The following is a 13,807-nucleotide window of genomic DNA, read 5'->3' on the forward strand; positions in this document are numbered from 1 at the left end:
TTGGATTATTGAAGTCTGAAGTTAAATCGCCAGTTGATGGTTACATTGAGCATATATCTGAAGTTACTGGGCAAATAATTGTTAGGGAGCCTCCAATACCAGTGGAGCTTGATGCATACATACCTGGGATAGTAACGGAAATTATTCCAAATGAGGGTGTGGTGATAGATTGTGCATCCACATTCATTGAGGGGATATTTGGCATTGGAGGCGAGAGGCATGGTGAAATACTTGTAGCCGTTGATTCTCCAAAGGATGAATTAACTGTGGATATGATTTCACTCAAATGGAAGGGTAAACTTGTTGTTGGTGGATCGTATGCATCAGCTGAGGTTCTCAAAAGGGCTATGGAAGTTGGAGCTGCTGGAATAGTTGTGGGTGGAGTAGACTTCAAGGATATAAGAGACTTCCTCGGATACGAGATTGGAGTTGCAATTACTGGTAGAGAAGATATATCCATGACTCTAATCATAACTGAAGGGTTTGGTAGAATTCCAATGGCTTCAAGAACATTCAACCTATTTAAGGCTAATGAGGGTAAACTTGCATGTTTCGATGGTGCAACTCAGATTAGAGCTGGCGTAATTAGACCTGAAATAGTCATTCCAAGAGATGACGTTGACCCCCTATCACTACCATTAGAATCCGAAATTTACGTTGGAGGCATGCAACCTGGAACTAAAGTTAGAGTTATCAGAGCCCCATATTTTGGAGAACTAGCTAAAGTAGTAAACCTACCAATCGAACTACAACTAGTTGAAACAGAATCTCCAGTAAGAGTTGTTGAAATAGAGCTACAAGACGGTAGAAGAGTCATAGTTCCAAGAGCCAACGTCGAACTATTTGAATGGTAAGCATCCACATATAAAACCCTTTCATTTAACCTTAAATTCTATTCTAACCTTTTACCCACTTAGTTTATTTGTGAAGTGTTTATGGGGTTAGAGGAGATGATATTAAACCATTAAGGATCATCAATTCATATTTATTTACATTCCTTGATATATTTGAAAATTTTTAATTTCAGAATTATTGATGAGTTGGTTAGAGTTCCCTTGAGCGTAGGAAATGTAAGGAGGGTTATAAACTTGTTAGGAGACTTAAAAGTATTGAGGGGGTTGAGGAAGCTTAACATTAAAAGCGCATATTGGAGGGATTTTCCATATTTTAAGCATAATATTGAGGATAAATAATTGCATAGTCTTCTTCGATGATGTATGCATGGCTGCGGTTCGGGGAGAATTTAGGATCGAGGGGGATTCATTTACAAACACGCTTTGATGTTTGTAAGGTTTTACCGATAATGCTAATGGGGTTAGTTTATGCGTCTTTCCACTCTTTCATATACAATTATCGGCGGATCTTGTAGAGCTAAGTCTTCTAAGAATTTATGCCTGGCGGCTGGTTCTAACAGTTCGGGGGTTATGACGCCTTTAGTTTTTATTTCTCCTTTACCCAGTTGCTTAGTCATTAACCAACAAATGGTGCCAGTTAGATAGGATACTGTATTGGCAACAGGCATTGTTTTTATAATATCACGAATTTTAGGACTCACCGACCATAATATGTAATGTTCACTCTTACCCTCCTTTTCTCCAACTACTTCGACGAGAATTGCAAAGTACATATCTGCGATTATGCCAGCTTCTACTTTTTGTCGAAGTTCATCCATTGTTATAGGGCGTGGAGCTAACGCGAGATAAACATCTCTTGGAGTGACTTTTACATTTTTCACATTTATAGGCTTATCGCTGAGAAGCCCTTGCTCCCATAATGTCTTAATCAACGTTATTTCCGGACCTCCCTTCTTAACATATACATTCTTTAAGCCTTTACCTATGAAACGACCTAGCGTAAATGGTTCTTCATGCAGGTGGTAATAAAGTGTTTGTGTTCCTATGGTGGGATCGGGAAATGTATATGTTTCCTCTCCACTGAATGGTGGAGCCTTCCTAAATTCTCCATCTTGAAATATTACTGGTTCTCCTACACAGTCAGCTACTAACAATTCTGGAGACCATGTTGGAATCCATTTCATAAATTGCTCCTTAACTTTAACCATGGAGGCTAATCTGATTACTATATCGTTTACATGATCCAGTTTATCCACAGCGTATGCCGCTAGTATGTTCGTGATCCCTGGAGCGCATCCAAAACCTGTTACAGCAGTTAGCCCTGCATCTTTGAATTTTCTGTTTCGCTCCAACTCTTTTTCGAGATTTTCATATGGTTCCCCGAAAGCTAAGTCTATGTAATTTGCACCAGCTTTTAAGGCTGCATCCATTATGTTCAGATTAAATCTTGGTAGAACTGCATTTACCACCACATCCACCCCTCTTGCAAGAGATGATACCTCGTCAGTTTTACTTGCATCAACACGATGTACACTCACTTTATCATTCTTCAACCAGTCTGCATGTCTTTTACATTCTTCCAAATTTATGTCGCTGAGCCTTACTTCATCTACTTCAGTTGACCTGGCCGCATATGTGGAAATAACCTTCCCCTGAGCTCCACATCCAACTATTAAAACCTTAAAACCCAATTAAATCCTCCAAATAAGATTTTACAAGAATTAACTTAAAAAATTATGGTTGCAGAAGCAAGCTGGGAAAAGCAAAGGTTGCGCATATTAAGTGTGAATGATTTTCCTTCCTATTTTTATTGTCATATGAGTATGCTTCTAGGTTTACGCATAAGTCAAACCGTTAGAGGAAGGAAAGTTTTATAAAAAGAATAGGTATATATATTGAATGCTAAGGTGTTAGCATGTCTGGGAAAGAAGCTATCTTTTTAGAGTTGGAGAATTCCATAAAGAATTATGATAAAGAAGCTGCCGTTGAAGCTGCTAAAAAGGCTTTGAAGATGGGTTTAGATCCTATTGAAATCATTGAGAAAGGTTTGGCTAAGGGGCTACGAGAAGTGGGGACCCTCTATGAGAGGGGTGAAGCCTTCATAGTAGAATTAATAGCTGCTGCTGAAGCTATGAAAGCAGCAATGGAAGTTTTGAAGCCGGAGATTTTGAAGAGGAGGGCTGAGATAAAGGTGTCTGGTAAAGTAGTTCTCGGCACAGTTGCTGGAGATATTCATGATATAGGTAAAAACATCGTTGCTGCTTTACTAACAGCTGCTGGCTTTGAAGTTTACGATTTAGGGGTTGATGTTCCAGCTGAAAAATTCATTGAAAAAGCTAAGGAGGTCGATGCTGATGTAATCGGGGCTTCAGCTCTCTTAACTACTACTATGCTTGTTCAAAAGGAGATTGCTGAGGCTATTAAAAGAACGGGTTTAAATGTGAAATACATAGTTGGAGGAGCTGCAGTCTCACCTGAATGGGCTGAGGAAATAGGGGCTGCATATGCACCAGATGCGACCACCGCCGTTGAAGTGATAAAGAATCTTGTTCAGCAAAGGAGGAGGGGGTTATAAACTTGGTACACTTAAGGAAAATAAAACCATTGGAAGTGTTAAGTGAGGATGCCAAGGAATATATTCACATGCTCTCACTTGAGCTTCTGGAGAAAATGGGAGTGAAGGTGCATAGTAAAGAAGCTTTAGAGATACTGGAAAAATCGGGGGCGAAGGTTGATAAGGAGAAGAAGATGGCTTGGATTCCACCATATTTGGTCGAGGAAGCTCTTGAGAAAACGCCAAAAATTGTAAAACTTTGTGCCAGGAACCCGAAGTACGATGTAAGGTTAGATGGTAAACATATTTGCTGCATTACCGATGGAACAGGCTTATACACGATAGATTTGGAAACTGGGGAAAGGAGATCTTCAACTAAAGATGATGTAGCTAAAAGTGCCCTAATTATCGATGCCTTAAAGGATGCCGACCTCTACTATCCAACTGTGACGCCTCTAGATTTCCCGAAACATGCTCACGTTTTACATGAATATGATGCTGCAGTAAATAATACTGAGAAGCACTTCGTTAGTGGAGCAACATATCTCCGAGAAGAAGCTATTTATTTGATTAAAATGGCGGCAGCCGTTGCCGGAAGTGTAGAACAATTAAGGAAGAGACCTATAATTTCCGCCGTAACTTGTATGATGTCACCCCTCATATTGCCACTAGGAGAAACTGACGCAGCCTTAGAGTTTAGCAAACATGGTATTCCAGTGGTTTTAATGACCATGCCGCTAGTCGGAGCCACAGGACCTATAACTCCAGCTGGATCGGTGCTAATAGGGAATGCCCAGTTCTTAGCTATAAATACAGTAATTCAAATGAAGTATCCTGGAGCTCCAGTAATTTATAGCTCATACCCATTATCCATGGAGGTTAAAACAGGAGCATTTGCAGTATCCTTCCCGGAGGCCGATTTAGTGATAGCAGGACATATTCAAATGGCTAGATATTATGGTGTACCTAATTTTGCTGGCGGAACCATAGGCTCATCTAAAGTTCCAGATGAGCAAGCAGCATATGAGAAAGCATTATGTGGCTTAATGTCAATGTTGGCGGGGGGAGATATTTGTGGAACAATTGGGTTGCTGGAGAATTACACAGTTTTAAGCTTTGAACAGCTTTTAATAGACTATGAAATGTATAGGATGATGGTGAAGCTAGCTGAAGGCATAGAGGTAAATGAAGATACTTTAGCTCTCGACACAATCTATAAAGTTGGGCCTGAAGGGCATTTTATGGCGGAAAAACACACTCTTATACACGCAAAGGATGTTTGGATGCCTCTAATAACTGATCCAAGGCCATTTCTAACTTGGAAGAAGGCGGGAGGTAAATCTGTTGTTGAAGTTGCGAGGGAGAAGGTTAAGGAGATTTTAGCAACACATAAACCAGCGCCCTTAGACATGGATGTAAAACGCGAACTTGAAAGGATAATTAAAGAGGGAGAAGAGAAGATTCCCCATTAACTCTACGTCGCTATAAAAACAAAACATAATTTTTTATTAATTTTTATTTTTTCCAGATTATATTTCTTGAAACAATCTTTCTAATTTCTAACAATATTTTATGTTGTCTAGCTTTTAACTTTCCTCGCATTCTCCCAGATAATTTAATTTACATGCAATTTTCTAGATGATACTATACTTGGTCAGCTTCTTAATAATGTTCTGTAGAATTCATTTGTAGAACGTTCTTTCTGTGTTAACAAAGTAAATTACAAATATTATCCGCTGATCGTTTGTCTCAATATCGTCATAATTATTGTGATAAACGTAAAATTTTATTACAAACTTTTTCAAGATATACTTGCAAAACAGTAGTTATTTCCTTTGGCAATTGGCATAGAATTTTTCCCATTAACCTCCGAAAATAATTGTATCTGCTTTTTAGCATTTAGATAATTAACTTCAATCAACCATAAAGTTTAGAATTAGGAATATTCATTGCGAGAATTTCCCGTTATTTTTAAACATCTCCCCCTATAATATTTCCTCAACCTCTCTATACCACTTCTTTTTAGTCCCTATTTTGGCGCGTAATTTCCATTGAGTGGTTTTCGGGGTTTCCTCTATGGTAGTTAAAAGTTTATTAATCCTCTCCAAGATAATACGTTTTTCATCTTCGGTGAGAAAATCGTATGAGGGGATAAACTGATCTTTGATCTTAATTAAATTGGAAGTTACGGTGTAGTAGAAGCCCCAATCCTTTGCAAGTAAACTTGCAATGTATTTAGCGTTTATTAAATTGTCAGAATCCCCTACATCTCGACATCTTAAAAGGGATATTACATCTTTTACATCCTTCTCATTGATCTTAACTATTTGAAGTTTTTCTAGAAGCAGATCTGAGGGTGATAGGGTTAATTTATCGATTTCAAGCCTATTCCGCAAATCCAACGTGTGACACATTTCAAGCTTATCTAGAAATACGTCTACCATAGGAACTTTGCCTCCGAAGAAAATGAGCCTTGAAGGATGTAAATATAAGATTCTAGGATCATAATGATACCCCATCTCCGTAAAGAAATTGAGTAGCACTGCAGAATATTTACTGAGAGTAGCTAGATCTATATCCGTAAATACTCTTTCACCAAGCCTCTTAACTTTCTCGAAAAAATCCTTGTAATCGATGCATTGAAGATATATTCCTAAGCCACCCATGACCCTTAAAATTATCCCTCTATTCGCTGCTTCTTGAACAAGCCGAATGGCTTCATCGATAAAAATCTGGGGTTTAGGGTATTCCTCTATAGGGATTTCTGTAGGCAGTCTAAATTTAGTCGACATTATGTTATCACAATATATACATAGAGTGCTCAGTTTATTTTTAAAGTTTTCCCATCTTTTTGTTATCAGATAATTATATATTTGAATTGTTTTGCACATGTGACTTTATGGTAGGCTTTCCTCAATATTTATTAAGCTAGTTATTCTAATGGCACTTTAATGCTTGCAATTATATACATGACTTCGATTGTCTGGAAAATTTCGAGAAATTTTCAGCCTTATTAGAGGATATGAATTCATTAATTATTCATATGATATGTGAAGGGAGAGAGGTAAAGTAGGATAGTTTGATGTTTTCAGAGGAAAATCATGTGTACCGTCTTATAGAATGTTGATAAGAAGTATGGCGGAGAAGAGGTGGTAGCTGGAATATGTGAGGATGATATATAGGAAATAAGCCATAAACTCTCTGGAATGCTCTACCGAACTCTAAAATATAACTTGAAGAATCCGGAGATAGAGTTATGAAACTTCGTCTCCTAGAAAACAAAAAAAATTATTAGGCGTTAATCTTAAAATTATAGTTGAGATTGAAATGTCAAGAATCCTTGTATTGGGAGGAGCTGGTGCCCAAGGATCCGTCACCGTTACGTGGCTTGTACGTGATCCTCAAATATCTGAGGTTATTTGTGCTGATATCTGTTTAGAAAGAGCTGAGAAATTGAAAGATAGATTGAGGAGTGATAAGTTGCGTACAGTTAAGGTAGACGTTTGGAAGCCTGATGAGATATTAGAGGTCATGAGAGGGGTTGATATTGTGATAAATATGGTTGCAACATGGATCGGGAAACGTAGTCCCGTTTTAAATGTGATGGATGCAGCGCTAAAAAGTGGAGCGCACTACATAGATCCAGGTGTCGCTTATCGCGAAGAGGAGGAGATTATGTTAAAGCTTAGCGATAAATGGAGGGATGCTGGGTTAACAGCGATTTTTGATTTAGGAAAAACCCCAGGCATCACAAATATGTGTGCTAGGTATGCTGCAGATCGCCTCGACAGCGTAGAGGAAATACATGTTAAAAGCTGTTTAGATGTGATAAGCGAGAAGGAGTTTCTCTTGGCATGGTCTCCACTTGCCGCACTGAGTGGACTCATGGAGCCAGCCTTAATCTATGATAATGGAAAGTTTAAGGAGCTTCCACCATTTAGTGGAAGGGATGTTTACACATTCCCAGATGATCCTAGAGGTCCTTGTGAAGGTTACTTGCATGATCATGAAGAGGTCTGGACGTTGCCTAAATTTATTCCAAACGTTCGGTATGTCGAATTCAAATACTACTCTCATAAAATTGAAATATTCAAAGTTTTAAGTCAAATATTCGGGAGCAAGAAGCCAGTAAATATTAAGGGTGTTAACGTATTTCCATTAGATGTTCTAATATCACTCATTCTGCCACCATCAGAGTTGCCTGAAAAAATTAAAGCTGGATTGGTTGAGGACATATATTCTTGTGCAGTAGTTATTGTTAAGGGTGTGAAGGCAAGTAAAAAGGTCAGCTACACTTTAAGTTGTCCAATGAATCTTAATGAGTCGGAAAAGATATTGCCTGGGTCGCAACCTGAATCCATTCTTGTTGGAACACCCCCCGCTATAGTAGCTAAGATGTTGTTAAATGGGGAGATAAAGGCTAGGGGGGTTATGCCACCAGAATGTTTGAATCCAGAACCCATTCTAGCTAAACTGGTAGAGAAGGGTATTAAAATTTACATCAAAATGGAAACATTAATGTAAATCTTAAAAATCAGCTTAAGGAAGATCTGGAATAATGAAGTCTTATATCATGTGTATGACTTGTAGAAATCTTTAGTTGATTTGTTAATGTATTACAACGCTTATTGAGCTTACAATACTCTATGTTTGAATGAGACTTACATGTTCTTAGCGCGGTAATTGAAGTAGTCGCTTAATAGAAGCTCAGTCTAGCTTAAGGTCTCATAGTATTAAGCTGAACTTAAATTGTCATGAACACTTATAACGCTAACCTAAATATTTTCTTATACGTCTAGGTTGTTCCAAAAATAAAAAGTAATGTTGTAGAATATGCGGGTAGGCGGCAGTTTTAGCCTGATATGAATAGGTAACTTTTAACTTTATTTTCACTTAGATCAATAATCACTGCTCTCAATATCCCTTCCGTATATTCACTGCCTGGATTAATGCATAAGGTTCTTCCAATCTTTTCAATCCCTCTTGATTCATGGATGTGACCATGCAATCCGAGTAGTGGCTGATACTTTTCAATAACTTTTCTAACAGCTACAGAGCCTGCCGATATTGTTTCTCTAAGTGATGGTCTTAAATCCTTATCTAATTTTGGGGCTTTATCGAGGGTGGTATCGATTGGTGGGCAATGCAAATTGAAAATGCTATTTTCCACATTCTTTAATTTACTGATCATATTTTCTATTTTCCTTAATAATTCATCTTCAGGCATTTCCTTTGGGCTGCCGAATGGAGTTATATTTGACCAGCCAGTTGATATCATTTCATGGAAATCATCTATCCAAATAATTTTCCCTTCGGTATTGATTAAAAAGCTGCATTTACTGTCAATAGCTTCATCCACTTCAATTCTATCATCATTACCAGGGCATACGTAGAATTTTATTCCAAGCGGTTTAAGGTGTTGTTCTGCTAGTTTATCCCATCTCAAAATTTGTTCTATCATTAAATCTGTGAACAAATTATACTGTTTAGATGAGTCTTTACTAATTTCCTGGTATTCTTCAAGTGTAGTGCGATACGGATAGTATCCCGTCAATCTAATGTTATTCTCTAACTGCTCCAATTCCTTCTCATCATCGATTTTGACGATGTTCCCTAGAAATTTGGCAGTATATTTGCCATCTGGCTGCTTAATTATTGGCACTATTATTTTCCCAGTCATATCACCGCCCAAGATTACAACATTTGCTTTATGCATTTTAGCTGCACTGATCAGCTTCCTGAAGGTTAGTTCGGATCCATGGACATCTGTTGCGAAAATTATCCTCGTCATTTCCAATACCCCTTACAATACTTCTCTAACCCCTATGACTATATATCTTTTTCCCCATTTAGCTCTTAGTTTACATTTGATATGTTAAAGTTATTTGCCAGTTTTAGATCAGTTATGACTTTAAGCGGAAAAGGTCTTTTAATTATGAGAAAGTAGGTAGTTAGTTGTTGGATTGTTTTCTTAAAAGTTTAATGCTTAGATTTATGGGAAGACTCCTATAAATTTATTTGATGTGAATGTGTATTCATTAATGGGAAATTATATAGGAAACCTTTTCATAGATGTAGGTATGATGGATAAGCTGTTGTTTGAAGATTTAAGGAAGTTTGCAATAGATTTGGGAGCGGTAGATGCAAAGATAATATCCACAAATGATGTGGTTGTTGAAAATAGAGTTGTGCTAAAGTGTAAATATGGATGTAGTGAGTATGGAAGGAATTGGTCATGCCCCCCTTACGTGCCTTCAATTGAGGAATTCCGTTACATCCTAAAAGAATACGAATATGCAATGATAGTCGTATTCCAATCTTTGGCTGAATTGAATGATTTGGAAAATTTCTATAAGGTTTGGGAAGAAGATAGACGGAGAGCGCATGAGGCAATTTTAAAACTTGAGAAATATGCATTTAATAAGGGGTTTACATTTGCTTTAGGTATGATACCTGGAAATTGTAACATATGCCCAAAATGTGATGTCACCAAGCCTTGTATTCACCCAGAAATGCTTCGCTTCTCCCCCGAATCTGTAGGCGTAAATCTTATTAAAACCCTCGAAAATGCTAAAATAAGTTTAAACTTTCCTATCGATAAATCTATAGGGAGGCCGAGCATAGTTACAATGCTACTGATAAATTAATGGGAGGGAAAGCCAATGGATTGGATACAAGAAGATGTTAGGAAGGATGTAGAGGCAATAAAGAGGCAATTCAACATTATTGGTCGTGAAAGGGAGTTAAGTGAAGTTTTAGTTGCATTAAAGAGAGGTAAACATGTTTTGCTTGAGGGTCCAGTTGGTGTTGGAAAAACCACAATAGCTTTAGCTGTTGCAAAATTTCTTGGTAGACCAATTTTTAGAGTTGATGGAGATGAAAGGTACACAGAACATAAACTTGTGGGATGGTTTGATCCACCTTTAGTCTTAGTGAAGGGGTATACGCAAGAGGCATTTATACCAGGCCCATTAACGCAGAGTATGCTGAGTGGAGGCATACTTTTCATAAATGAATTAAATAGAATGCCTGAGGGTACACAGAACGTCCTATTACCAGCTATGGATGAGAGGAAGATTGTTATTCCAAAAATAGGGGTAATAGAGGCTAAGCCGGGTTTCGTTATAGTAGCTACACAGAATCCTGAAGAGTTCGTGGGGACAAGTAGGTTGAGTGAAGCCCTTAAAGACCGCTTCGTTCGTATAGGGCTAAATTATCAATCAGCTGCTGAAGAAGAGGCCATAGTTGTTAAGGAAACGGGATGTAAAGATGTGGAGTTAGTTAAACTTGGAGTGAAAATTGTTAGAAAGACAAGGGAACATCCAGATATAAAGCGTGGATCATCCATTCGCGGAGCCATAGACTTCGTCGATCTACTCCAACATCACTCCAACCGATCAACACTTCTAGTTTCAGCATATATTGACGCAGCAATAATGGCTCTTCACACAAAGATTGAGACTCATGTGAAGGCTCAGAAGAGTAAGGAGGAAATTATAAAGGAGATTGTGTTGACATCGTTGCAAGAAATGCTAAAAGAGCAGTCAACCAAATTTGTAGAAGGACAAGGGAAGGGAAATGGTGCCGAGAAAGCTGGTGAAATCTCCACTACCATAACTGGCAAAGGCTATATTAAGCAGAATCATGAGGAGAGTATTTATAAGCATGTGATGAATATATTCGCTTCTCAAAATAGTACATCTAGCGATAGAAGCCAATTGCAGATACCGAAAATAGGTGAAGGTAGTAGTTTATGGTCATTACTAGAAGCCTATTCCATGTTAGATGAGGATGTACCAGAAGCGGAAAAGAATATCATTGAGAGAGCCATAAGCAAGATAGTGGCATTGATTGCTGCAAGCATAGGGGAGAAGGGGACTAGAAGTCACTACAGGAGGATAGGCCCATATATGCCTGGGGTGGAGGAGTTTGATTTGGATTTAACCATAGAACAAATCATGGGTAAACGAACACTAGAATATGAAGACATAATTGCAATTCATAAATATCCAAAGAAAATGGCGGTTTCACTTATGTTGGATATAAGCAATTCTATGAGGGGGATGATGATCATAACTGCCGCCATAGCTGTGGCAACATTAGCCTATAAGTTGGAAAATGATTACTATTCCATCATAGTGTTTAAGGATAAAGCTGAAACGCTTAAATCCATAATTGAGCCACCTCCAGATATAGAAGAGCTCATTATGAAGATTTTAAACTTAAAGACAGGCGGATTAACAAACATTGAGGAAGCCTTGAAGAGAGGGGTTGAAGAACTGGAATTGATATGGACGAGAGAACATATTGGGGATCGTATGGGAATAATCATAACGGATGGATGGGTTACGGCTGGTGGAGATCCCAGAAATGTAGCCGTCTACTTCCCAAAACTCCATGTCATACAAGTTGGAATTGGTGGAGGCCTACAAAATAGTATAGATCTCTGCAAAGATCTCGCTAGAATAGGTAGAGGTAATTACATTTTCATAGAAGATTTCAGCGAACTCCCCAATCACGTTATGAACATTCTTAGATAACATGTAATCAAAATATTTTAATATTTAAATGGGTAGAATGATTTATAGTGTGGGGAATATGGCAGGAGGATATTTTACATTATTAACTCATGATGAGCTTGAACGTATTCATGAAATAAGCCTGAAGATATTGCAGGAAGTTGGAGTTAAAATCTTAAGTGGTAAAGTGCAGGCGTTACTTGCTGAATGGGGGGCGGAGGTGGATTCAAAACACTCGATTGTGAAGATTCCAGAAATGTTGGTTAAAGAAGCTTTGAGAAGGGCGCCTAAGGAAATAGTTCTTTGTGGAAGAGACCCTAAATTTGACATTAAACTTCCATCTAAAGATATCCCCTTCGTTGCTACGGGTGGCTATACAAGTTTTGTAAGAGACATAGAGACTGGTGAGAGACGGGCTTCTAGAATGAAGGATTTAAGGGATTTTGCAGTGTTAAGTGATTTCCTTGATCAAGTTGATTTCTTCTGGCCCATTGTTGCTCCAACGGATCTCCCGCCAGCTCTACAAACGGTTTATGGTTTAGCCATATCATTTGAATGTACAAGTAAACATGTGCAGTACATGGCTTTAAATGAGAGGCAAGCTAGATGGCAGATTAAATTGGCATCGGCCATTGTGGGGGGCGAGGAGAAATTAAGGAAGAGACCTATATTCTCTTCTGTTAATTGTCCAGTTACTCCATTTGTATTTGAGAAGGGGTCATCGGAAGCAATGATTGAGCTTGCTAAAGCTGGAATTCCAGTAATCCCCTATTCTATGCCTCTCTGTGGTAGCACTGCTCCAGCTACTATTGCTGGAACTTTAACTATCCTTAATGTTGAAAATTTAGCTGCTCTCGTTATTCTTGAGTGCGCTAATCTCGGAGCCCCTATGATATATGGTGGGGAGGCTTCTTCAGCGGACATGAGGACAGCAGAAATCAACTACAAAGCGCCTGAGTACCCCCTACTCACAGCTGGCATAACTCAATTGGGGAGATTTTACGGGCTTCCCGTGTATGCAGGTGCATGTTGGCTTAATGAAACTCCGAAGGATTGGGGGATGCTCATTAAAGGTTCAATATCAATTGCCCTCATGCATCTCGGCAGGCAGGATATAAGTGCAGGGCTTGGAAACGTTGAAGACGCAAAAAGCTCTGCTTTAGAGCAGGTGATTTTAGATGCTGAAGCATGGGCTCATGCTAAAGCTTACCTTCGCACATTTAAAGTTGATGAAGATACTTTAGGATTTGATGTTATAAGTAGGGTGGGTCCGGGGAGAACATTCCTCGCAGAAAAGCATACTCTCAAACATTTCAGAGAGGAGTTGTGGCTTAGGAGGGAACCTGTAATCTTACCCTCCACGGATAATATTGTTAAAGTTGCAAAGGAGAAGGTTAAAGAAATCCTACGCATGCATACTCCAACCCCGCTAGAAGGGGATGTTAGAAGAGAGATTGAACGTATTCTTCAACAATGTAAACAGGAATTAATATAAACATTTCATGTGGCTGTTAACGCTCACTTTTTTCCCTATTCAATAAAAAAGCTTATAAGTAAAATTTATGACAATTATTATTTGAGGCGATAAGATGGGAGAAGTATTCTTAAGGAAGGCAACTGGTCTTGTTAGGGAGGCTAGTCTTTTCGATGTACTATCGCTTTTCGTTATGTGGGGCGGCCCAACAATGGGAGTCTATTACCTGGCTACATGGGGGTTGTGGTGTGCGCCGCTTGGAGACTGGTATATTGCACTATTAATAAGTAGTATATTTCTTGTTGGCGCTGGCTTGTGCTGGGCTTTCATGGCTACAACCATGCCGAGGAGTGGGGGGGACTATGTATTCACTTCACGAATTATACATCCTGGTGTAGGGTTTGCT

General features: G+C 38.6%; 11 protein-coding genes and 1 pseudogene. 9 read left to right on the plus strand and 3 right to left on the minus strand.

Features of this window, described 5'->3' with window-relative positions; translation table 11 throughout:
* A partial coding sequence (locus MRT15_RS05625) for a hypothetical protein (protein WP_304328718.1) occupies window positions 1-854 on the plus strand: 854 nt, incomplete at its 5' end.
* Window positions 855-1,040: 186 nt separating this feature from the next.
* Window positions 1,041-1,193, plus strand: coding sequence for a hypothetical protein (locus tag MRT15_RS05630; protein ID WP_304328720.1), 153 nt, complete (start codon window positions 1,041-1,043; stop codon window positions 1,191-1,193).
* Window positions 1,194-1,315: 122 nt separating this feature from the next.
* Here the strand turns inward: MRT15_RS05630 and MRT15_RS05635 are convergent, their stop codons facing one another.
* On the minus strand, window positions 1,316-2,545 hold the full coding sequence (locus MRT15_RS05635; protein ID WP_304328722.1) for a saccharopine dehydrogenase family protein: 1,230 nt from the start codon (window positions 2,543-2,545) through the stop codon (window positions 1,316-1,318).
* Between the two features lie 224 nt (window positions 2,546-2,769).
* On the opposite strand from MRT15_RS05635, the gene MRT15_RS05640 reads away from it, so the two are divergent.
* A complete protein-coding gene (locus MRT15_RS05640; RefSeq protein WP_304328724.1) occupies window positions 2,770-3,429 on the plus strand; it encodes a B12-binding domain-containing protein in 660 nt (219 codons plus the stop codon).
* A 2-nt stretch (window positions 3,430-3,431) separates the two neighbouring features.
* On the plus strand, window positions 3,432-4,880 hold the full coding sequence (locus tag MRT15_RS05645) for a trimethylamine methyltransferase family protein (protein ID WP_304328726.1): 1,449 nt from the start codon (window positions 3,432-3,434) through the stop codon (window positions 4,878-4,880).
* Window positions 4,881-5,393: 513 nt separating this feature from the next.
* On the opposite strand, the gene MRT15_RS05650 is transcribed toward MRT15_RS05645, so the two are convergent.
* The gene (locus tag MRT15_RS05650) at window positions 5,394-6,200 is read right to left on the minus strand and encodes a hypothetical protein (protein ID WP_304328727.1); all 807 of its coding nucleotides are present in this window, start codon (window positions 6,198-6,200) and stop codon (window positions 5,394-5,396) included.
* Window positions 6,201-6,735: 535 nt separating this feature from the next.
* Here MRT15_RS05650 and MRT15_RS05655 point away from each other — a divergent pair.
* Complete coding sequence (locus MRT15_RS05655; protein ID WP_304328729.1) at window positions 6,736-7,932, plus strand: saccharopine dehydrogenase family protein; 1,197 nt, start codon at window positions 6,736-6,738, stop codon at window positions 7,930-7,932.
* Between the two features lie 328 nt (window positions 7,933-8,260).
* Here MRT15_RS05655 and MRT15_RS05660 read toward each other — a convergent pair whose 3' ends face one another.
* A complete protein-coding gene (locus MRT15_RS05660) occupies window positions 8,261-9,199 on the minus strand; it encodes a metallophosphoesterase (RefSeq protein ID WP_304328731.1) in 939 nt (312 codons plus the stop codon).
* Between the two features lie 289 nt (window positions 9,200-9,488).
* On the opposite strand from MRT15_RS05660, the gene MRT15_RS05665 reads away from it, so the two are divergent.
* The 4 genes and pseudogenes from MRT15_RS05665 to MRT15_RS05680 form a co-directional block, all read left to right on the plus strand.
* Entirely contained in the window at window positions 9,489-10,055 is a 567-nt protein-coding gene (locus MRT15_RS05665) for a DUF2284 domain-containing protein (RefSeq protein ID WP_304328733.1), read from the plus strand.
* 15 nt (window positions 10,056-10,070) lie between these two features.
* Complete coding sequence (locus MRT15_RS05670; RefSeq protein WP_304328735.1) at window positions 10,071-11,948, plus strand: AAA family ATPase; 1,878 nt, start codon at window positions 10,071-10,073, stop codon at window positions 11,946-11,948.
* A gap of 58 nt (window positions 11,949-12,006) precedes the next feature.
* Entirely contained in the window at window positions 12,007-13,422 is a 1,416-nt protein-coding gene (locus tag MRT15_RS05675; protein ID WP_304328737.1) for a trimethylamine methyltransferase family protein, read from the plus strand.
* A 94-nt stretch (window positions 13,423-13,516) separates the two neighbouring features.
* A pseudogene (locus MRT15_RS05680) lies at window positions 13,517-13,807 on the plus strand (APC family permease); the annotation flags it as partial.

Origin of the sequence: Candidatus Culexarchaeum yellowstonense, assembly GCF_024707025.1 — an archaeon.
In the GTDB taxonomy this organism is placed as follows: domain Archaea; phylum Thermoproteota; class Methanomethylicia; order Culexarchaeales; family Culexarchaeaceae; genus Culexarchaeum.